The sequence below is a fragment of the Proteus penneri genome (assembly GCF_003144535.1).
In the GTDB taxonomy this organism is placed as follows: Bacteria; Pseudomonadota; Gammaproteobacteria; order Enterobacterales; family Enterobacteriaceae; genus Proteus; species Proteus penneri.
This window is the reverse complement of sequence record NZ_PHFJ01000001.1, coordinates 489,477-509,874: the sequence shown is the minus strand read 5'-3', so window position 1 is coordinate 509,874 and position 20,398 is coordinate 489,477. Positions and strand designations below refer to the sequence as shown.

Annotated in this window: 18 protein-coding genes and 2 pseudogenes; 13 read left to right on the top strand and 7 right to left on the bottom strand. The window is 36.6% G+C overall.

Annotated elements, in window-relative coordinates; genetic code table 11:
• Nucleotides 1-172: 172 nt before the first annotated feature.
• Nucleotides 173-790 carry a Fic/DOC family protein gene (locus tag CUB63_RS02535; protein WP_006536549.1) on the top strand — a complete coding sequence of 206 codons (618 nt, stop codon included), beginning with the start codon at nucleotides 173-175 and terminating at the stop codon, nucleotides 788-790.
• Here CUB63_RS02535 and CUB63_RS17540 read toward each other — a convergent pair.
• The 3 genes from CUB63_RS17540 to CUB63_RS02520 all read right to left on the bottom strand — a co-directional run bounded on the left by CUB63_RS17540 (nucleotide 787) and on the right by CUB63_RS02520 (nucleotide 2,595).
• Nucleotides 787-951 carry a hypothetical protein gene (locus CUB63_RS17540; protein WP_006536548.1) on the bottom strand — a complete coding sequence of 55 codons (165 nt, stop codon included), beginning with the start codon at nucleotides 949-951 and terminating at the stop codon, nucleotides 787-789. The two genes, CUB63_RS02535 and CUB63_RS17540, sit on opposite strands and share 4 nt — an antisense overlap.
• A 267-nt stretch (nucleotides 952-1,218) precedes the next feature.
• Entirely contained in the window at nucleotides 1,219-1,710 is a 492-nt protein-coding gene (locus CUB63_RS02530; protein WP_109847383.1) for a hypothetical protein, read from the bottom strand.
• A gap of 366 nt (nucleotides 1,711-2,076) precedes the next feature.
• Nucleotides 2,077-2,595: a hypothetical protein gene (locus tag CUB63_RS02520; RefSeq protein WP_109847381.1), complete on the bottom strand. Its 519-nt coding sequence runs from the start codon at nucleotides 2,593-2,595 to the stop codon at nucleotides 2,077-2,079.
• A gap of 251 nt (nucleotides 2,596-2,846) precedes the next feature.
• On the opposite strand from CUB63_RS02520, the gene CUB63_RS02515 reads away from it, so the two are divergent.
• On the top strand, nucleotides 2,847-3,020 hold the full coding sequence (locus CUB63_RS02515) for a hypothetical protein (protein ID WP_006536543.1): 174 nt from the start codon (nucleotides 2,847-2,849) through the stop codon (nucleotides 3,018-3,020).
• 90 nt (nucleotides 3,021-3,110) lie between these two features.
• Here the strand turns inward: CUB63_RS02515 and CUB63_RS02510 are convergent, their stop codons facing one another.
• The 3 genes and pseudogenes from CUB63_RS02510 to CUB63_RS17930 all read right to left on the bottom strand — a co-directional run.
• A complete protein-coding gene (locus tag CUB63_RS02510; protein ID WP_109847380.1) occupies nucleotides 3,111-4,814 on the bottom strand; it encodes a hypothetical protein in 1,704 nt (567 codons plus the stop codon).
• Nucleotides 4,798-6,528, bottom strand: a complete 1,731-nt coding sequence (locus tag CUB63_RS02505; RefSeq protein ID WP_109847379.1) for a hypothetical protein — start codon at nucleotides 6,526-6,528, stop codon at nucleotides 4,798-4,800. Before CUB63_RS02505 ends, CUB63_RS02510 begins: the two co-directional genes overlap by 17 nt.
• 352 nt (nucleotides 6,529-6,880) lie before the next feature.
• Nucleotides 6,881-7,075: pseudogene (locus tag CUB63_RS17930) on the bottom strand (IS3 family transposase); the annotation flags it as partial.
• 851 nt (nucleotides 7,076-7,926) lie between these two features.
• Between CUB63_RS17930 and budA the strand changes: the two are divergent.
• Complete coding sequence (gene budA, locus CUB63_RS02500; RefSeq protein WP_109847378.1) at nucleotides 7,927-8,754, top strand: acetolactate decarboxylase; 828 nt, start codon at nucleotides 7,927-7,929, stop codon at nucleotides 8,752-8,754.
• Between the two features lie 67 nt (nucleotides 8,755-8,821).
• On the top strand, nucleotides 8,822-10,501 hold the full coding sequence (gene alsS / locus CUB63_RS02495) for an acetolactate synthase AlsS (RefSeq protein WP_109847377.1): 1,680 nt from the start codon (nucleotides 8,822-8,824) through the stop codon (nucleotides 10,499-10,501).
• 232 nt (nucleotides 10,502-10,733) lie between these two features.
• Here the strand turns inward: alsS and CUB63_RS02490 are convergent, their stop codons facing one another.
• Nucleotides 10,734-11,807, bottom strand: coding sequence for a hypothetical protein (locus tag CUB63_RS02490; RefSeq protein WP_109847376.1), 1,074 nt, complete (start codon nucleotides 11,805-11,807; stop codon nucleotides 10,734-10,736).
• A 456-nt stretch (nucleotides 11,808-12,263) separates the two neighbouring features.
• Here CUB63_RS02490 and CUB63_RS02485 point away from each other — a divergent pair, with 456 nt between their 5' ends.
• From CUB63_RS02485 to CUB63_RS02445, 9 genes and pseudogenes are all read left to right on the top strand, one after another.
• On the top strand, nucleotides 12,264-12,689 hold the full coding sequence (locus tag CUB63_RS02485) for a PPC domain-containing DNA-binding protein (protein ID WP_109847375.1): 426 nt from the start codon (nucleotides 12,264-12,266) through the stop codon (nucleotides 12,687-12,689).
• 80 nt (nucleotides 12,690-12,769) lie between these two features.
• Entirely contained in the window at nucleotides 12,770-13,351 is a 582-nt protein-coding gene (locus tag CUB63_RS02480) for a hypothetical protein (protein ID WP_006536533.1), read from the top strand.
• Nucleotides 13,352-13,353: 2 nt separating this feature from the next.
• A complete protein-coding gene (locus CUB63_RS02475) occupies nucleotides 13,354-14,058 on the top strand; it encodes an energy-coupling factor transporter transmembrane component T (RefSeq protein WP_109847374.1) in 705 nt (234 codons plus the stop codon).
• Nucleotides 14,049-14,891, top strand: coding sequence for an energy-coupling factor ABC transporter ATP-binding protein (locus CUB63_RS02470; RefSeq protein WP_109847373.1), 843 nt, complete (start codon nucleotides 14,049-14,051; stop codon nucleotides 14,889-14,891). Before CUB63_RS02475 ends, CUB63_RS02470 begins: the two co-directional genes overlap by 10 nt.
• Nucleotides 14,878-15,519 (top strand): annotated as a pseudogene (locus CUB63_RS02465) (energy-coupling factor ABC transporter ATP-binding protein); the annotation flags it as partial. The gene CUB63_RS02470 and the pseudogene CUB63_RS02465, both read left to right, overlap by 14 nt.
• Nucleotides 15,520-15,767: 248 nt before the next feature.
• Nucleotides 15,768-16,280, top strand: coding sequence for a DedA family protein (locus CUB63_RS02460; RefSeq protein WP_006536526.1), 513 nt, complete (start codon nucleotides 15,768-15,770; stop codon nucleotides 16,278-16,280).
• Between the two features lie 389 nt (nucleotides 16,281-16,669).
• Nucleotides 16,670-17,704: a TAXI family TRAP transporter solute-binding subunit gene (locus CUB63_RS02455; protein ID WP_109847371.1), complete on the top strand. Its 1,035-nt coding sequence runs from the start codon at nucleotides 16,670-16,672 to the stop codon at nucleotides 17,702-17,704.
• Between the two features lie 12 nt (nucleotides 17,705-17,716).
• Nucleotides 17,717-19,684, top strand: a complete 1,968-nt coding sequence (locus tag CUB63_RS02450; RefSeq protein ID WP_072064049.1) for a TRAP transporter permease — start codon at nucleotides 17,717-17,719, stop codon at nucleotides 19,682-19,684.
• Nucleotides 19,685-20,398 (top strand): FadR/GntR family transcriptional regulator, encoded by a 714-nt coding sequence (locus tag CUB63_RS02445; protein WP_109400536.1) that lies wholly within the window; start codon nucleotides 19,685-19,687, stop codon nucleotides 20,396-20,398. It abuts the gene before it with no gap.

Genomic DNA, 20,398 nt, shown 5'->3' with positions numbered 1-20,398 from the left:
ATGCATGGGCGTGTTGGCGTTGAAATATAACGATATTTATTATTTTTCAGCAAAACCTACAATTCAACCTACACTTAATTAATCCGTTGATTTATAGGTAGTTATTATTTATCTGATGTTTTTAGCATTATAACGTACAAAATTCATACCCACACCACAAGAACACGCTTATATGAATAAATACGATGTGTTTAACAGCGAAGGAAAATTTGCTGATGGTTCTGATGAAGAAGTGCTAGCTAATAAGCTAGGGCTTTCAAACGTTGATGATATCAATGATGCTGAGCTTGTCCTGTTAGAAAAACTGTATCAAGTCATTTTTGAAGAACAATTTTCCACTGAGCAAATTACCGTATCACTTATTCAGCGTTGGCACCGCCAATGGTTAGGGAATGTTTACGAGTGGGCTGGTCAGTTACGTACAGTGAATATTAGCAAGGGTGGCTTTATGTTTGCCCCTGCGAGTCGAGTTGCAAAGTTACTTGCTCAATTTGAAAAAGAGTTTCTAGCGAAGTACACACCCTGCACCAATATGAGCCGAGAACAAGTCATAGAAGCTATAGCCACAGTGCATGTGGAGTTAATTCTGATACATCCGTTTAGGGAGGGGAATGGGCGCTTATCGCGCTTACTTGCTGATGTGATGGCAGTACAAGCAGGCTACCAGCCGTTAGACTATGAACGTTGGACTCAACACCCCGAGCAGTATATTGCAGCAATCCACGCAGGGTTAAACCTTAACTATGAACCCATGAAATATTGGGTTAACGAAGCCTTGAAAACGAACTAAATCGCGAGTTTCAAGTGCCCAAACTTCTCACGCTTCGCTTTCATCTCTTCTTCAAGACGACGAGACTCCTGCCCTGTTTCAATCGCCGTAGAGGTTGCTACCGAACGAATAAGTTGAGTACGAGTTGGTCTTGTTGCTTGAATTAATTCATTCTTTTTCATGGTAGTCTCACTTCAAACTGAAGATAGTGCATTTTATCAGCTTTGTTTTATATGGCAATATAGATCACTTTTCTAGTTAAAAATTTTACAGCACAATGTCACTTCATTTCCATCTGCTTTGAGCGAACTGAGGAAGTTAGAAGTTACTCTTACATCTTATGTGAGAGCTACGTTAGTTCCAAATCAAAAACCGACATCAAGGAGGTTATATGATTTGGGCAAATGTAACCTTAACGCAGCTCATAAAAAACATCTATATTCAATTAACTAAGCGCACCAAGATAATGCTTTAGTGACAAAATCATCCGAATCATCGCATATGACCACTTCAAAACTTCTATCTTTGGCTTGGTACTTAAACATCTCTATTTCACCGTCAATACTCTTCCTGAGCGAGTTTGATAAACGGGTCATCCCTTGGGGTTTTAACACAAAAGCACTTTTTGAATTAGTTTTTCCCTTGGAGGCCATATTTACTAAAGAAAGATCTCTCATTGCTTCATAAAAACGAGTGGACCTTCGCTCAACATCTAAATAATCTGCAGATATTACTGTCGCAACATCACTTAATCCATTTTTTCTCATCGGAATATATGCGGACAAATCTTGTTTAACTTCTAAATATGGATTGTCTGGAATATAACCTTTATAAATATCCGGAATTTTATCTTTTAACGTTGTTAATAGCCTTTTGGCTGTCAACGGTGAGTATCTAGATTTTCTCTCTTTAGCTTTATATGCAGTTACTACTTGGCCCATTAATTGCTCGGTCAGTAAAATAGCACTATTAGAAAAAGCAATACCTTGATCTCTAATTTTAACTTGGGGAGTATCAATATCACCTGATATCGTGTTACTGCTAACCCTTGAATCATGTGAGCAAGTAACTTACGTCGCATCACATCACGATGCCACTTTTTCCATTCCCCATTTTTTGTTTTTCGCTTTGTCGTATTAAATGGTTGCTCAACCTCATTCACGACAGAAAGCCCATGCCTATTTTTCTTTCCTATTTTTAGATACTCGTCAATGAGTTGATTTATGCTTTCGCGTAGCTCTGTTGTCTCTAATTTCCAATGTTCCAGTATTTCTGATACATAATCGTTGGAATAGAGCTTTTTAACATCAATTCATACAGTGTTTCGGGTTTCTTACGCTTATCAAAATATTCGTCAAATAGGTATAGCGATCTGTACGTTTAAGATAATCCTTTCGTTTACCGGGAAATAAAGCTTTAAGGACACTTTTAGATAAAGCAAATTCTCGGCACTTATGGGTTCCATAGCTATGTTGGATAATTTTAATGATTTTAGCTTGTTCCAAAAACTCTAAACCGCGTTCTAAGCCTAAATCGCGACTTTGCTTAAAAATCATAGGAAATTTCTCTTTTCCCAGTTCAGCGGAAAATGGTACTGAATACGTCCACTCTTTATCTCCTTTAAACCTCGATTTTTTCTTCGTATTTTTGCTAACCGTCGCACTACAGATAATATGCTGTAAGAACAAGCCAATTTCACTGTAATATTGAGGTTTATGACGTTGATCGACGGTATTATCAAAGGGAACGCTCAGAACAATTGCTTTATAGGCTTCTACTGTAGCTTCTGTAACAAGAATGTTATCTTTGGTGATATATGCTGTCATTTCAATTTACCATGTTGTTAATAGTAAATTGAATTACGCAAATACCTTTTTTAGTGGAGTTACCGCTAACCCCATTTTTTAGTAGGTAATTAGAAAAACCAAGAAAGCGTCAAACACCCGTGCCAGCTACTCAAAGCGATCAGTTAAGAGCAACAACTCGTGGTCTAGGCGAAAATAGCAAATCCCAATATCCCCATACTATAGCCATATATAGATAACGTATAGCACAGGAAGAGTGGCAAGGTTTATGGGTGCCGAATGAGGCTGGCTGGGAAAGCCTCGGTGAGGAAAACATTCATCAAACAAGAGGAATTGGTGAGTGGCCTGACTTCCCCAATAAAAGCATGAAACCGTTGGTGCATGGTCTGCAAGAGGATGGAGGGGATTATTTGCGATATTTGATTTATTGGAAAAGCCAAATTTAGCCTCACATTATTCAGAATTGTGCTAACAGGTTAACTGTTAGCACAATTAAATCTGACAATCTGGTTTGAGCGAGAAGCGGACGTTGTTTACTATAGGGGATCTAGCAGCCAATCTTCAATATAATGGAAAGGCACTGGATATCGGTAACAGCGACAGGCTGTCAGTACCAATGGAGCCTTCCCTTCAGTAACGGCTGACAATCTTTTGAACGAATCGGAATTGCCGCACTCTTGAACTATATGCCCTATTGCTAATTTTCCATTCATTGGAAAGTGAGTTGATGCTGAACCATGTATATCTGAGTTCGAGTACATACTTTGTTCGCTGTCTTGATTTGGATACCAGTATTGTAACGTACAATGTTTTAGTTTATCTGCGGCAAATTTTTCTAGTTTTTGGCTTATTGAATCTAATTTATACAGAGAACAAAATACTGCTAGCAACGGGTATAAAATACTGGCTTCCGTAACTTTATTCTTATAACTATTGTCAGCCCTGTCTTTTTTCCTATGTTCAAGCAGATTTTCGTAAGACTCATGCACAACTGGATACATGCCATTACTCTCAAAAGAGAATATGCACCTATTGACCATTTCTGAGAGCCAGCTCCGCACAAATTCGTCGAGTTCTGAATTATTTGAAAGCAGCGTTAGAGCCAAACCAATATCAATGGCTTGCGAATCTTTGTATGGTGACAATAGTATTGGGTTATTAACAACCAACAGGCTAATTGACTTTGTTATTTCTCTAAGGCGCAGACATAATTTTTCTTGTTCTTCACTATCTCCGCGCACTGGTGGATTCTCAACGTAACTATTTGATAGTAAATCTAAAATCCAGTGACCTTTGACTGATAAGCGCCCTAACACATCAAAGAGCCTAATATTTACATCAATAGAACAAGGTGAGTGAACAGCATGCGAAAGCGCATATCTAAATTCAACATACGGAATTAAACATCGATCCACATAACAATCAGTAACTTGTTGGTAAGTATCTAAAATACTATCAAATGATTTTGAGAATTTGTTCCTTCCTGTATAGTGGCCTTTAACTTTATCCCAAGCCAATAGTAATGCTCGCTCAGATGAAAGATAGGCGGCTTCTAAATTTCCACCATCACGGCACCATGAAAATAGAACCCATAAGCAGACGTTTATCCGTGTTATGGACGATGCAACAGAATCAGTATCGGTGGCGTTTGACAGCACCTTATCGATCAATAGAGAAAAGTATTTGCTTGAACTCTCCGGCTCTTCGAGTAAGGCTAAGGATTTTCTTAACAAAGCCTGACTTGAGCTAGGTAGCAACTCTTCTTTCAACAAATATCGTTGAATAAACTCTGATAATTTATCGCCATTCCACTCTTCAAAAGAGATATTGTCTCGTGTATTTCGTTGCTCGTAACCAGATACATCTTGCCTAATTCCTGAATTAACATCTCCACCAAAACATAAGCAAATAACTATTTTCTTATTTCTATGTTCAGATGGTATACGGCTAGGAATAAATGAGTTTTGAATTTCATCTAACGAAGGCATAAGAGCTTGGGCTGTTGCCCCATTCCAAGTCTCACGAGTAAGGTTCCCAGATTTAACTGAGAACAAATAAACTTTTTCTTCCTCACCATTGACTCGCCCTACGGCTGCTATATCAACACCATACTCTTTAACCCCACGCGTCGGTGAGATAAACACATTCAGACCCATACTACTCAACAAGTCTGGCAGTACAGCATCTAATTCTGCTCGTTCTTTTAGTGAAGCCAAATATTGTTTAAGAATTAGCTTCATTTTTCATTCTCCCGTAGCGATACATGCGCAAAACGTAATCTAGCGACTCAGGATCTAAAACGTTCAATCTTGGCATTTCAGTCGAATGGGAAAAAGAGTGCATTTGCGTCTCCTGTCGTACAGGGTCCCCATCTCCTTGATGTATATAATAAATCGAACTGTTGCCGTACAATAATCTCTGCTTCGTCGCAATTATCTGAAGAATAGAAGATTTTGATGCGTTTTCGTGGGCTTCTTGCATACTTTTATCAAAGTCTTTCCAATAGGCTCTTACATTTTCACTGGGAGCCATTAACTCATTCAATTCAGACACTTTCTCAATATCAGCGTGATAGGTCTGAAGTTTTCCAAGCAAGCGCTCACACAGTTGTCCTTGAACATCTTTATCAATGCATGATAGGAAGAATCGTTCAAGCTCTCCCGGGTAACTTAGGAGCAAAGGATCGTACAAAACCTGTTCAAGGTTGTGAAGTGTAGTTGTTGAAGCTGTTTCGCAAATAGACAGTATGAAACTTGCTGCCGCGATAGGTCGTGTAAACAGCCAACCGATCGCCTTGTGGCTAACAAATGCTTGCCACTTATCATCCCCTAGCAATGCCATATCTGCCTTTAGCTCTATGTCCTTACCCGTTACATCATGAAGCAGATCTGAGATCGCATGACAAAGTGATGATTCTCCAGATAAAAACCACTTTGTGGTGATATGATTGCGTAATTCTTGATGCTTATCCAATAGCTCGTTGGAGAAATAGTCTAGTGATGTAAATTCCACACCCACAGCCAAAATCGATTCCAATAATTCGACAGCAAGAGAGCATGAATTACCTTCAACCAACTTGACTAGTAAATGATCAATGTTATCTACGGTACCTGTGTGCTCTGGGGAGATATTGGTTAACTGTTTTACCAGAAGACGCAGAACACTCTCTGGAAGATCGCCACTTTGAAATGCCATAATATTCGATATTGCATAGAGTATCTCAGGAGGAGCTACACCAACAAACGGAATTAGAAGCTCTTCTATTTGCGACCAGTAAGTTGGAAATTTTTCCCCGAAGTGAAGTATTGCCCTCAGTATCGAAGCACGACAATCGCTGTCATCCTCACTCACGGCACTAGCGCTAAGTAGCCCCCAGATGATACTTGCCTGAGTTTCATCGACATTGAGCCTCCCCAAAATAAAATAGGCTTGGTTTCTGACAGTCTGATTACTGTTAGTAATCAGATTTTCTGTCGTTTGGATAGCCTCAACCATACGATTTGAGTCATATGCGAGGATTGAACTGGAAAGAAAAGTGGCATACGAACTAAGCTCACTTTGTTTCAGGATAAATTCAACACTATCTTTGGAACGTTGTGCATCCACATTACAGAAATGCTGAAAGGCCCCATAGATTCCACCACTATCGGCTTGTTGCTTAAGATGAGCCAGACAATGTAGGACATCTTCAACTTTTGAGTTTAGTAAAGGTAGTGTGTTTTCAAAGGAATTCAAAATCCTAAAAAAATCGTTTTTGCAGGAACTTTTATCAACTCCTTTTACTATTTTGACGAAGTCAATCTCCCCTGAGTTGTGCAACTCAGATAGTGCTTCTGTCAAAATGTTCTCTTCAAAACGTCGTTCCTGGGCGTAAAAATCGCTAACTTGAGCAAGCAGACTCTCCGCCGTTTTATTTGCAGCCAGTAAGCAGGTTTTTATTTCTTCTAATGACATTTCCCTGTGCCTCGCTATACCGCCACTCAAGCAGTGAATGTTTTTAATATAAGGAGAGGTAGGGTAAATGGTAATCTCTCCCCATTTTTAAATGGTAATAAGTAGAATCAGTTTATGTGATGTGTATGTTGCATTGGTATAAAGCTATTCTACGCCATATTCGGTTGCTCATGATTATAAAATCATTGCTACTTTGTAGAATATCCCAGCCTCTCGTTTATTGAGCTAGAGATTCTGACTAAGTCAGCCATAGCAAGCTGCTCATTATAACGTTTAATACAAGCATTTTGCTAGGATCTACCCTATAGGATAAAGTTTATTCTGATACCTTGTTGCTTAGCCCATGCTATTACTTAGCCCATGCTATTAGAGTATTACCTACATATTCTGGAATATTGTCATAGCGAATCGATATCCCACTAAATCCTAACGACACAAATAGCGGATAGAGGCAAATCAGCTTTTAGTACTAGGCTTGACGATTAAAGTCATTGATAATATTCAGTAAGCGGACTGAGCGACCATCTGACAGTTGAACATGCCGAAATTTTGTTTCTAAATTAGCCTTACGGCAATTGTTGAATGGTTACAGCCTTGATAGCTGCCATAAACATTATCGATCCCTATTCTGTATTTCCATTACTTAACACATGGTGTAGCTTTCAACGTCCGCTTCTAGCACCAAGCGGCCTGTCAGATTATGTTATACTCTATGCAATAGATTAGTGTTTTATACTGATGTAATTTTACTTTGATAATCTTATAAGTACTATTTTAGCAGACACCTTGTTCTAAATGAGTACACCGCTGAGTGCAAAATAAACAACTTAAAATTAAATCATTATAAATCAAAATGATACACAATAAATTTAGGTTTAATGTGCAATAGCTATTTATATTAAACATCATATCTAAACCCACGAATCATTCGTGGGTTTTTTATCGATATTTCATTTTAATTTAAATCTTGTCATTAAAAAATTTCCTTCCATTAACTAATAATTACAAATAGAAACTACAATACTCACTATTACATTCACGTCTTTTCCTGAACCTATTCGCATACACTTTCGTCACCCAAAGCACATATTTTAGATATCAAAAGATAATTTATCTTTCTAGTAACTCACCTATAAAACTATTAATCTAACTCTTTTTAGCTAGCTCTTTCACTTATCATATATTATAACTCTATCTTATTAATAAAATCCCACTGATTAATTTCTTTTAAAAAATAATTAATTATAAAAATTAAGTTATATTTAATTTACACAATCATAACTATCACTTCTTATTTAATTACAATAAAAAACATTTGAAATATTTATGAACAAGGCTAATACTTAATTCATAATCAGTTAATGATTATTGTTTCTTAAATAAAGGAATGACTTTACCATGAATAATAATTTTCAATCTAATGTGCGAGATAATAGTGATATAGAAAATAATAAAAATAATTATTGTCAATGTGGACGAGAAATAATTACAAACTTAAATAATTATATTAATAAACATCCTGAGTGTACTGTTTATCAAAACTCATTAATGAGCAGTTTGATTGCAGGTGTTTATGATAGTGATATCACAATTGCTGAATTATTAAAGCATGGTGATTTTGGTTTAGGCACATTTGAACAACTTGATGGCGAACTCGTTGCATTCGACAATAATGTTTTTCAATTACGCTCTGATGGTAGTGCTCGTGAAGCTTTGCATTCTCAAAAATCTCCTTTTGCTGTAATGACATTTTTTAATTGTGATATTGAACATCACTTTTCTTATGGTGCATCACAAAAAGAGATACACAATATCATTAATCAGTATGTTCCTTCTGACAATCTATTTTGTGCGATCAAAATTGAAGGCGAATTTGAATTAGTCAAAACACGTACCGTCCCCCGTCAAACACCACCCTATCTTCCGATGTTAGAGGCTATCGAAAATCAACCTATTTTTACATTTCACAATGAGACCGGAATTATTGCTGGATTTCGCTCACCACAATTTACTCAAGGAATAAATATTGCAGGGTTTCATGAACATTATATTAATCAACAACGCCAAGGCGGTGGTCACGTCCTTGATTATTATTTAAAACAAGGTACCTTACAAATCGGTGTTATTTCCCGCCTTACTATTGACTTACCCTGTCATTCAACTTTCCTCCAAGCGAACTTAATGCCAGATAATCTTCACCAGGCAATAGAGCAAGCCGAAAATTAATTTAAAAGCCGCTTCATTTTATTCTCAATCTAATTTTTTATTCACTTGCAAAATTAAAGAAGGCTATATGAATACTTCTCATTGGAAATGTGGTGCAGATTTAGTTGTCAAACAATTAGAACAACATGGCATTAAACAAGTATTTGGTATTCCGGGTGCAAAAATAGATCGTGTATTTGATTCTCTTGTTGATTCAACTATTGAAACAGTGGTGGTCCGTCATGAAGCTAACGCTGCCTTTATGGCAGCCGCAGTTGGACGTTTAACAGGCAAAGCGGGAGTCGCTATCGCAACATCGGGACCTGGATGCTCTAATCTTGCGACAGGCATCGCCACAGCCACATCAGAAGGCGATCCATTAGTTGCATTGGGAGGAGCAGTAAAGTCCTCAGATAGATTAAAACTAGTTCATCAAAGCATGGATACCGTTACCATGTTTAATCCTATCACTAAATTCTGTGCAGAAATTGATTCTTCAAAATCTATTTCTGAAACCATGGCTAATGCCTTTCGCCATGCAGAATCAGGAAGACCAGGTTCGGCTTTTTTAACTTTTCCAATGGATATTTTAAATAATGAAGTTGATAGCCCAATATTAGTACCAAAATCAAAATCTAATATGGGGAGCGCTAATAATGATGCTATCCAAGAAGCCGTTAAATTACTACTGAATGCTAAAAGCCCCGTTATTTTATTAGGACTACAAGTTAGTTACCCTGAAAATGCATTAGCATTACAATCACTACTCGATATTTGCCCGCTCCCGATTGTAGGCACTTATCAATCAGCAGGTGCGATCGCTCAACGCCATTTTCCTTTGTTTGCTGGCCGTATTGGCTTATTTAATAATCAACCGGGTGATGAGTTATTATCTCATGCCGATTTAGTGATTACTTTGGGTTATAGCCCTATAGAATATGAACCGTCATTATGGAACCACAATAATGCCAATATTATTCATATAGACGAGATCCCTGCTGAAATTGATTTAGCTTACTGTCCTGATTTAGAATTAACAGGTAATATCAAATTAACAATTAATAATTTAACTCAGTATTTTGCTAAACAATCTACATCTCAAATTACACTCTCAAATAATACTCGTCAGATTTTAGAGAAAATTCGTCACCAAAGAGAAATTTTACAACAAAATAGTTATTTTCGACATGGTTCCCCTATTCACCCTTTAACCATCATCCATGAGATGCAAAATATTATTGATAACGATGTAACACTCTGTATTGATATGGGAAGTTTTCATATATGGCTTGCACGTTATCTTTATAGCTTTAGAGCAAGACAAATGTTAATTTCTAATGGACAACAAACTATGGGAGTTGCATTACCTTGGGGAATTGGTGCTTCTTTTGTTCGACCTTCTGATAAAATTATTTCTGTTTCTGGTGATGGTGGCTTTATGCAATCGTCCATGGAATTAGAAACTGCGGTTCGTTTAAATACAAATATCTTGCATATTATCTGGGTAGATAACGCTTATAATATGGTAGAAATGCAAGAGCAAGAAAAATATGGTCGTTATTCTGGCGTAAAATTTGGTGCAATTGATTTTAAACGTTATGCTGAATCCTTCGGAGCTAAAGGATTTTCTGTTGAATGTGCTTCTCAATTACGTACCGTCTTGCATGAAGCAATGACTGTTAATGGCCCTGCTGTTCTTGCTATTCCCGTCGATTACTGTGATAACGCTAAATTAATGGAACATATAAATTATAATTTGATTATTTAGCATGATACAGAACTAATCACAAAGAAGCTACCAAGAAGAATTAAATCAAAACACAAAGCCCACTACAAATGAGCTTTGTGTTTTTTAAACGAAAACGTCTCATATTGGGCTTCCAAGCCATATTCTCAATTTAAAAATATTTTTTATTTAAATCGTGTCCAATATATTGTTATATGTCGATTAAACATTATATCTACTTCTAAGTTTAATAACCGTAATAACTTATCTAACTTTACTTTTTGTGGAGTGCATTATAACTATCTTTAAACATCTCAAAGTCTTTATTAAATAAGTCATAATAATTAGTTTGTTCAATAAGTTTTCTTTTACCTTTGATATAAAGAGAAAACTTACTCCAACTTGCATTCATCCCTATCTCATCAGGAAATAACATATTTACTAGGTCTTCATGGCTAACAACTATCGTTTTATCACCACTTACAATAATATAATTTTTATTTTTCTTATCGCTCCAGTCAACTGTTTTATTATTCCAAAGATTTTCTTCTTTAGCAAAGTCTTTTATTTCTTCTATTTCAAGATAACTATTGTATAAAGACCTTCCTTTTTCCTGAATAGCTAAGTCATCATGATAAACAGTCAATGCCATCAATTTAATAAAACATCCATTTTTTTTCATCATGTATTCTTTGACTTTTTCATTATCAAGTTCACTGATTAGATCTAAATTAAAGGATAAAATACCAGAAGAGAGCTTATCAGAATACATGTTAACCTTCTCTTTTAAATACTTAGTATTTAATAAATTTTCAGCAAAATCTTTAATAACACCATCTTCTAAATAATATTTCTTAGACGTTATATTATCAATTATTGAATCAATAGGAAATGATTCCAACTTCACCTCACCACTATTATTTATTGATTCTATAATCTGTTTTACAAGTTTTATTTTTATTTCTTTGTATTTATCATCTATTGTATTTATTGTGTTTAATTTATTTAATGTATTACCACTTAACTTTCCGTTTAAGAGATAAGCACTTTCAGTTTTATTAAAAGATTTCGTTTTAGAATTAAGTTCGACACCATCGAGATTTTCATTTGTAAAATTAACATTACTTAGATTAGAAGCTAAAAAATCAAATTTAATATCTTTAAACTTTTCATTTTCAAAATCTTTATTTCTATTACTCAATGTGATGTCCTTATTTTTTATTTCACAACTTAGTAAGTTACCTGGGAGAGAAGTATTATTTAAAGATAGATTGTTATGTGTCAAATCAGGCGCAGATAATGCTCTATTAGATAAATATGATTTTAAATTTTGCAATACGTTAATCATGATGCTCCCCTATGTAATTATATCGAAATAGATTAAATAGTTTTAATCTGTTTTATATTCATGTCATAAACACTATAAAAATCATTAATCAAATACGCTATAATAAAAGGAACAACATTAAGATTTAAAAATATTATAAAATCATTGTCGTTTATAGTTACCACACTAACCATCTGCTTATCAACAGAACAGGTAGCAAATCCACTTTGCCAAAATTCCGTACAATACAATAGTAAATATGAAATGTTGGAATGCTACAGCTTTAGTCAGTAATACTGGTAACGATTATAAAGAGTAATACTGCAAAATCGAGTTTAAAGATAAATTAGGTTATATGCCCTTTTCTATCTTATAAACAGAATAAATTGTATTTACTCTTATCTCGCCTAATAATAACAACCTTTAGAATTAGCTAACTTCACTAATGCGGTGCAATTAATCATAAGGTAAATCATCATGTCTCAAACACAGTGTCCCTCTTCTCATGTCCGCTTTATTGCGGTTCGCCTTATTCCAGGTGAAGATGTGATTGTGGCATTACGACAGATAATCGCCGATAATCAACTGCAATCGTCTTACATTGCAGGTTGTGTAGGTAGCCTAACCGATGTTGCATTGCGCTTTGCAGGACGCGAAGAAAATCGCTATCTTACTGGTAAATTCGAAGTTGTCTCACTGATTGGCACATTAGATGCCACCGGCGAGCATCTTCATTTAGCCGTATCAGATGAAAATGGAATTATGTGTGGTGGACATATGATGCCAGGTTGTATAGTGCGCACGACGCTAGAGCTCGTTATTGGTGAGTTAGAGCAAGTGACTTTTAGCCGTCAGCCTTGTGAATACTCTGGTTATGAGGAGTTGGTCATCACACCGCGTTAATCGTCTTTTTTGCAGAGAACCTTATTGACGCAAAATAATAAAACCAATAATAACTATCCTTTGTAAAGGCTTTTTAAACTATGTCTACAACTCCTCAAATTTCGAGCCGCACTCTTGTGCTCATTGTCGTTTCTATTGCAATAAATATGATCGGTGGTCAAATCACCTCAATGGTCAAACTTCCTATCTTTTTAGACTCTATCGGTACACTTATTTGTGCCTTATTAGGTGGCCCATGGGTTGCATTATTTACTGGATTATTAACCAACTTATTATGGGGATTAATTAGTGGTCCAATAGCGGCTGCATTTGCACCCGTTGCCATGATGATAGGATTAAGTGCAGGTTTATTAGCGCGTGCAGGCGGTTTTCGTTCATTAATTCGAGTTATTGGCTCAGGCACTATTATTACTTTAGCGTTAATGATCGTTGCCGTTCCAATTCGTACTTATTTATTTGGTGGTGCCACAGGCAGTGGTGCAGATTTCTTTGTCGCTTATTTCCATGCGGTTGGTGAAGGGCTGATTGAATCCGTTGCAATCACTGTATTAGGTGCCAATCTCGCCGATAAAATATTATCAGCGATTATTGCTTGGTTATTAGTACGTCAATTACCTCAAAGAACACAACGTAATTTTCCTGCAATGGCTAAGGTTCGCTAATAATGCATCCCTTTACCTCACTGGCATTATGGCTTTGGCTAAGTGCTAGTGTGCTTTTCTTATCATTAAGCTTACCACTGTTGATTATCAGCAGTGGTACTTTTATTGGCTTATTACTTTGGAAAGCCTCTCGCTGGCGTTGGCGTCTTATTGCATGGCTGATGATCCCCATGGCGATAGGTTTATGGTTAGTTCATAGCGGTTGGCTTGCTTATTGGTTAACAGGTGGCATTTTAGATACCAGTAAACAAACCATGGCAATAACGCTATGGCTAAGATTATTAGCAATAATAAGTGGTGCTCAATTGTGGTTGCAGTACACTACAACTGAACAATTTATTAGAGCCTTATTTGCTAGCCGCCTACCTATAAGCCTTTCCTATTTATTTGCAGGTCCTTTGTTACTTGTAGAACAGCTACGCCAACAATTACACAATATAAGAGAAGCACAATTAGCACGAGGTGTACCTCTTGATGGTTCATTTTGGCAACGCCTAATAACATTACCTGCCATTATCCTACCACTGATTAGTCATGTATTAAGTGATTTGACTATTCGTAGTGCTGCATTAGATATGCGAGGATTTCGTATTATTGCAAAACGTACCACGCTTTCTCCTCCTGTCGATACACCACTACAAGAGATGTTACGCTATTTTATTTTACTGCTTATCTTTGTTGAAGGAGTTATTTGGCTATGGTATTAAATCTTCAGCAATTTAGTTTTACCCCCAAAGGCGACGAAAAACCTATTCTTGGCCCTATTGATCTGCAACTAAAACAAGGGGAATGGCTTGTTGTTTTGGGAGGAAATGGCAGTGGAAAAAGTCTTCTTGCCCAGCTATTAGCAGGTTGGTATCCCGATTTATTAACAGGCTCTGTACAAGGCTTGGGTATTGTACAAAACATTGCTCTAGATAAGGGTCGGTTAGTATCACTCGCCCCAGGAAGACAACTTGTTCAACAATCCCCTCAATTACAACTTTCAGGTTGTGCTTTTACAGTAGAGCAAGAGATTGCTTTTGGCCCTGAAAATTTAGGGCTAAGTGATAATGAAGTTCGATTTCGTATAAAAGAAGCAATGAAGTTAACACAATGTGACAACCTTCGTTTTCGCCCCCCTTCTACTCTTTCTGGTGGAGAGGCACAGCGTGTTGTGATTGCAAGCGCTCTTGCTATGCATCCCAAATTATTATTACTTGATGAAGCATTTAGTCGTTTAACACCGAATGCAACACAACAATTGCAACAACGCATTAAACAGTATGCACAAGAGCACAAATGTAGTGTGATTATTTTTGAACGTAACTTATTGCCAGCAATAACACTGAGTGAACAATTTTTATTATTAGAAGCCGGAAAAACAAAAGTAGCAGGCGCCTTAGAAGATATATTTCCTTTTTTATTTACAACAATTAATGCACCTGATGCTTGGCTAGCTTTAAATTGGTTAATTGAAAATCATCATTGGAATAAAAATATTGTACATAACGATAAAGCTTTACTTAAAGCTTTTAAGGAATTCTATGTTACAGCTTAATAAAGTGACTTATCGTTGGAGTGAGGATGTTCCCCCCTGTATTTCTCAATTATCTTTAACGTTAAATCAAGGTGAATGGATAACACTCGTTGGTGATAATGGTGCGGGTAAATCAACCTTATTACGTTTAATTGCAGGATTGTTAACGCCAAATGAAGGTGAAGTAACACTCAACCATCAGTCATTATCTCAAATGAAAGCTGAGCAACGTGCTCAATATATTGGTGTATTATTCCAAGAACCTGAACGACAAATATTTCATAATACAGTAGAAAAAGAAGTCTCTTTTGGCCTAAAGCAACGCAAGTTTTCTAAAGAAGAGATTAAAAAACGTTTAGATGAAACATTGATGCTTTGCGGTTTAAGTGATGTTGCTGATGTTCATCCTTTAGATTTACACGCAGGTCAACGCAGAATGGTTGCTGTCGCTAGTTTGAGTATTTTATCTCCTCAAATATTACTGCTTGATGAACCGACTCGCGATTTCGATGCATATTGGCTAACATGCTTTGAGAACTGGCTTCAGGTACAAAAAACATTAGGCACATCTGTTCTTGCTATAAGCCATGATCTTGATTTTACGGCGCGTCATTTTCAGCGGATTATCCATTTATCTTCAGGAAAACTAATTGCTGATGGCACCCCTGAAAGCGTATTAATGAGTTCAACACTGCAATCCCTTTCAGATATACCTGCACCTACGCTATACTCATTAAGCCAAAAGTTAAAATTACCGATTAAAAATTCTCCCATTGAATGGGCTACAATGCTAGTTGAAATGAATAAAAATCGTCAAATTAACGCATAATACTCTTAAGGTTTATTTATCTATTATTAGTCTTCGTTGTTGTTTATTTTCTTGTTGGAGACAATAAAATGGAACTTATTCACTCTCTATTAAATTCATTGGGTCATTTATCTCCTATTACACTTTTTCTTTCCATTATATTAATCACAGCAGGAAAATCGACTATTGGTATTTCTTCATTCTTGCCTCCTGCATCTTTAATGTTAATCTTTATTTTCAGTGCCTGCTTACCTTTTTATTCACCCGTTTTTCTTTGGTTAGCAACCAGTTGTGGCGCACTTTTAGGCTCAATTATTAGTTATGAATTAGGTCGTTCTATTTATCGATTTCCTCGACTTAAAGCATGGGTTAAGCGTTATCAGGCAAAAATTAATCGTGTTCAGCAACTACTGAAAAATAAAACTCACTACATTTTATTTATTTCTCGATTCCTTGCAGTATTTCGTTATTTAACCCCTTTCAGTGCCGGTTTGCTAAAACTACCTACATACGGTATTTACATTACCAGTGCTATTTCTGCATTAATTTGGTCAGCGATGTTTGTGCTGATTGCGACAGGTGTACTTTCCATTGCGCTATAAGGTCTGTAATTATTACTAAACTTTACTTATTTTCTTAACACTAAAATAGCCTATTTTTCTCCTTTCTTTATCAGATGATTTAACGATTTTCTGATCCGTCTATTTTTTCATTTTATTTTTTATTATCGATTAATAGGCTATTTTTTAGCTAATTTTATCGTTTCGCTAGCAAGTTATTAATATTTTCTTTTGTGTTTTATGATTATCACCATAATTATGATTAAAAATTGCATAATTACTATATTGATCACAAAGTGTTATTTTTTTGTTTCAATTTAATTAACCTACCTCACAATTTCTTAACGTTCCTTATTTCTATAAAAGTTGTCATGTTGTATACAAGTTGGTGTGAAACATTCACCTGCGTTTTTATGTACAGGAACAACATCATGAGAATAAGAAAAACAAAGCTTGCCATCGGTATTGTTGCTGTTATTGCTGTTGTCTCATTAGCAGTAATCGGCAAAAAAGAGAATGCGAATAAACAATTTCTCTCTGTAGCAACCGCTTCAACAGGAGGAACGTATTATCCGATGGGAGTGGGTTTAGCAAACGTATGGAGTACACATCTTAAGGATAGAGGTGTTCAAGTCACAGGACAATCTTCTGCAGGCTCAATAGAAAATATCTATTTAATGCAGAAAAATGAAGCTCAACTTTCAATACTACAAAGCCTTTTAGCCGTAGAAGCTTATGAAGGCGTGCGTAATTTTGAAGGCAAACCAGAAAAAGATCTGCGCTCAATTTCTATGCTATGGCCTAATGTTGAACACTTTGTTTTAATGGATAACAAAGTAAAAACTGGCACGTTAGACGATATTCGCGCGACTAGCTTTTCTGTAGGCCCTCAAGCTAGTGGTACTGAACAATCCACGATTATTATTCTTCAAGGCGTTAATTTAACTAAAAAAGATATTACCCCTGAATATCTGGGATATGGCGATACCGTTTCTGCCATGCGAGATGGTCGCCTTGATGGAGGTGCATTACCTGCTGGAGTGCCCGCTTCTGCGGTAACTGATATGTACGCAAGTGGTGTCAGTGCAAAATTACTCGAAGTCACAGATAAGCAACTTGATGATATCAATCATGTGGCGAATTCATGGTTCCGTTTTGAAATCCCCGCCAATACCTACCCTCGTCAAACTGAAATGGTTAATACGATTGCTCAACCTAATATCTTAATGACCACAACCAGTATTGATGACGAACTGGTTTATGAGTTGACAAAAACCATGTTTGAGAACCTTCCTGAGGTTCACCAAGTTCATAGTGCAGCTAAGTACATCACCACAGAAAATGCATTAAAAGGTGTTTCTGTACCATTACATCTAGGGGCTTACCGCTACTACAAAGAAATCGGGTTAGAGATCCCTGATTACCTTATTCCACCAGAAGCTCAAACGCAGACTAATAATAAATAACAGGAGTGAGTTATGACTAACAATGACCACCTAACTCCGGTAGAGCCACCTGCATTAGATAAAGAAGCAAGCTCCGGCAATCGCCAACTTGCAGGTATTTACCTGAAAATTACCACGACTCTTGCAATATTAATTTCGCTTTACGCTATTTATTCCAACGCATTATCAAATACTCAAGAATTTTACCGTAATACGATTTTTCTTAGCGGTATTTTAATTTTAGGCTTTATTTTGTTTCCATTTTCCAAGCGTTTTTCAACGCCTAAATTTAATGGATGGGATTATCTTTTTATTGCTTTAACATTAATCAGTTATGGCTACTTTTTCTTTAATTACGTTGATCTTCACGTTGTGAGAAAAAGTATTCCAAATACTACCGATTATGTCATGGCTATATTAGGAATTATTGTACTGTTTGAAGCAGCAAGAAGAACTACTGGGTATTTCATTCCAGGACTTGCAACTTTTGCCATTATCTATGCTTTATTTGGTCAGTATTTTATGGGTATTTTCGGTCATGCAGGATTTTCTGTAGAAAGATTGTTATACCGTTTATTTATGACCAGTGAAGGGATTTTTGGTATTACACTTTCAACGGCCTCCACCGCTATTGTGGTCTTTATTCTCTTTGGTTCATTCTTGAGTGTCAGTGGTGCTACTGCTTTATTTAATGATTTAGCATTGGCTATGGCTGGTCGTCGTCGTGGAGGGCCTGCCCAAGTTGCCGTTATTTCATCCGCATTAACCGGTTCATTAAGTGGTAGTGCTGTCGCCAACGTCGCAACAACGGGTACTTTTACCATTCCTTTAATGAAAAACATTGGATTAACGCCTCGTTTTGCCGGTGCCGTAGAAGCGACAGCATCAACAGGCGGTATGATAATGCCACCTATTATGGGGGCTGCTGCATTTATTATGGCGGGATTTTTAGGTATTTCTTATACCACCATTGTTATTGCAGCAATTATTCCAGCCTTGTTGTATTACGCAGCCTTAATTATGGCCATTGATATTGAAGCTAAAAAACAAGGATTAAAAGGTTTAAGTAAAGAGAATATTCCACAAGTTAAAGCCGTATTGAAAGCGCGAGGTTTATTATTACTACCTTTAATTATTGTTATTGGCACCTTATTAGTGGGGAAAACACCTATTTATGCCGGTTTCTTAGGTATTCTAACCATTATTGTTGCAAGTTGGATAACGCCTGATAAATCAGTCCGTATGACATTAACTAAAGTGGCTGACGCCTTAGCTGAAGCAGCTCGTGGTTCTGTTCAAGTGACTGTTGCTTGTGCGGCCATTGGCGTCATTATCTGTGTTGTTACGATGACAGGTATTGGTGCAACACTCGCCTTTAATATTGTTTCAATGACGGATAACACCTTATGGATGATCTTGTTAGTCGTTATGCTGGTGTGTATCGTATTAAGTATGGGCTTGCCTTCAACAGCGTTATATATTGTCGTAGCAGTTACAGTGTCACCTATTTTAATTAAAGCGGGTGTAATGCCTTTAGCGGCTCACTTCTTTGTTTTCTGGTTTGGTGCTTTATCCAATATTACCCCACCAGTAGCATTAGCAAGTTATACCGCAGCGAGTATTGCAAGAGCTGATCCAATGCAAACATCATGGGATGCGGTTCGCTTAGCACTTCCCGGTTTTATTATTCCGTTTATTTTAGTCTATAACCCAGCTTTACTGATGCAAGGTGATAATTTAGGTGTACTTTCCATTGGATTAATGATTATTACTGCATTAGTCGGAATTTATGCACTCAGTATCGCAACAGCAAACTTTTGGATGATTAAAACAACGTGGTTTGAGCGTATTGCATTTGCAGCAGCGGCAATTCTAATGATTAAACCAGGCTTATATACCGACCTTTTAGGTGTCGCCTTGATCCTATTAACCGGTACATTCCATTTATTACGGTCTAAAAAACAGTTAACCAATATGGGGCATGTATCTGGAGAAAACTAGATGATACAAAAGATCTCACGCCAAAAAGCGTCGCATCAAATTCTTGAGCAGATAAAGCAAAATATTAGCAACGGAACTTACCCTATTGGTGAAAAGTTACCTTCTGAAAATGTACTTGCTGACGCCTTTGGCGTCAGTCGAGTCCCTATCAGAGAAGCATTAGGTGTCTTAGAAGCGAGTGGAATTATTACCTCTCGTCAAGGTGGAGGACGACGTGTTATAGACCATTCTATCTTGAGTAAATATGAACCTATTGTAATGGAAATTGCACGTCCTCAAGAGATAGATTCTTTGCTTGAAATGCGTGAGGTCATTGAACATGAAGCGGCAGCTATTGCCGCTTTACGTCGGACACCTGAAGAATTACTTACTATTGAAAACGCGCATCAAGCCTTTATTTTGGCAACTAAGCAAAATAAAAACATTGGTCATGAAGAAGATTATCAATTTCATCGATCTATTATGGTCGCTTCCCATAATCCTTTTTTTGTTCGGATTTTAGATAACATGCATGAGCTTTATCTTGGGGTATTAATGTATTCATTAAGCCAAAATAAAGGTCGAGAAATGGAAACAGAACGTGTTATTGCAGAACATGAAGCAATTGTTGAATCTATACGCCAACAAGATCACGATGAAACAAGCCATAGAATGCGTCTTCATTTAACCAACGTACGTGGCAAATTAAAGCGTTTACAACAAAAAATCAGTTAA

Coding starts and splice junctions, on each gene's coding strand:
- CUB63_RS02535 (WP_006536549.1), top strand. CDS start 173: ATGAATAAATACGATGTGTTTAACAGCGAAGGAAAATTTGCTGATGGT.
- CUB63_RS17540 (WP_006536548.1), bottom strand. CDS start 951: ATGAAAAAGAATGAATTAATTCAAGCAACAAGACCAACTCGTACTCAA.
- CUB63_RS02530 (WP_109847383.1), bottom strand. CDS start 1,710: ATGGGCCAAGTAGTAACTGCATATAAAGCTAAAGAGAGAAAATCTAGA.
- CUB63_RS02520 (WP_109847381.1), bottom strand. CDS start 2,595: ATGACAGCATATATCACCAAAGATAACATTCTTGTTACAGAAGCTACA.
- CUB63_RS02510 (WP_109847380.1), bottom strand. CDS start 4,814: ATGAAGCTAATTCTTAAACAATATTTGGCTTCACTAAAAGAACGAGCA.
- CUB63_RS02505 (WP_109847379.1), bottom strand. CDS start 6,528: ATGTCATTAGAAGAAATAAAAACCTGCTTACTGGCTGCAAATAAAACG.
- budA (WP_109847378.1), top strand. CDS start 7,927: ATGAATAATAATTTTCAATCTAATGTGCGAGATAATAGTGATATAGAA.
- alsS (WP_109847377.1), top strand. CDS start 8,822: ATGAATACTTCTCATTGGAAATGTGGTGCAGATTTAGTTGTCAAACAA.
- CUB63_RS02490 (WP_109847376.1), bottom strand. CDS start 11,807: ATGATTAACGTATTGCAAAATTTAAAATCATATTTATCTAATAGAGCA.
- CUB63_RS02485 (WP_109847375.1), top strand. CDS start 12,264: ATGTCTCAAACACAGTGTCCCTCTTCTCATGTCCGCTTTATTGCGGTT.
- CUB63_RS02480 (WP_006536533.1), top strand. CDS start 12,770: ATGTCTACAACTCCTCAAATTTCGAGCCGCACTCTTGTGCTCATTGTC.
- CUB63_RS02475 (WP_109847374.1), top strand. CDS start 13,354: ATGCATCCCTTTACCTCACTGGCATTATGGCTTTGGCTAAGTGCTAGT.
- CUB63_RS02470 (WP_109847373.1), top strand. CDS start 14,049: ATGGTATTAAATCTTCAGCAATTTAGTTTTACCCCCAAAGGCGACGAA.
- CUB63_RS02460 (WP_006536526.1), top strand. CDS start 15,768: ATGGAACTTATTCACTCTCTATTAAATTCATTGGGTCATTTATCTCCT.
- CUB63_RS02455 (WP_109847371.1), top strand. CDS start 16,670: ATGAGAATAAGAAAAACAAAGCTTGCCATCGGTATTGTTGCTGTTATT.
- CUB63_RS02450 (WP_072064049.1), top strand. CDS start 17,717: ATGACTAACAATGACCACCTAACTCCGGTAGAGCCACCTGCATTAGAT.
- CUB63_RS02445 (WP_109400536.1), top strand. CDS start 19,685: ATGATACAAAAGATCTCACGCCAAAAAGCGTCGCATCAAATTCTTGAG.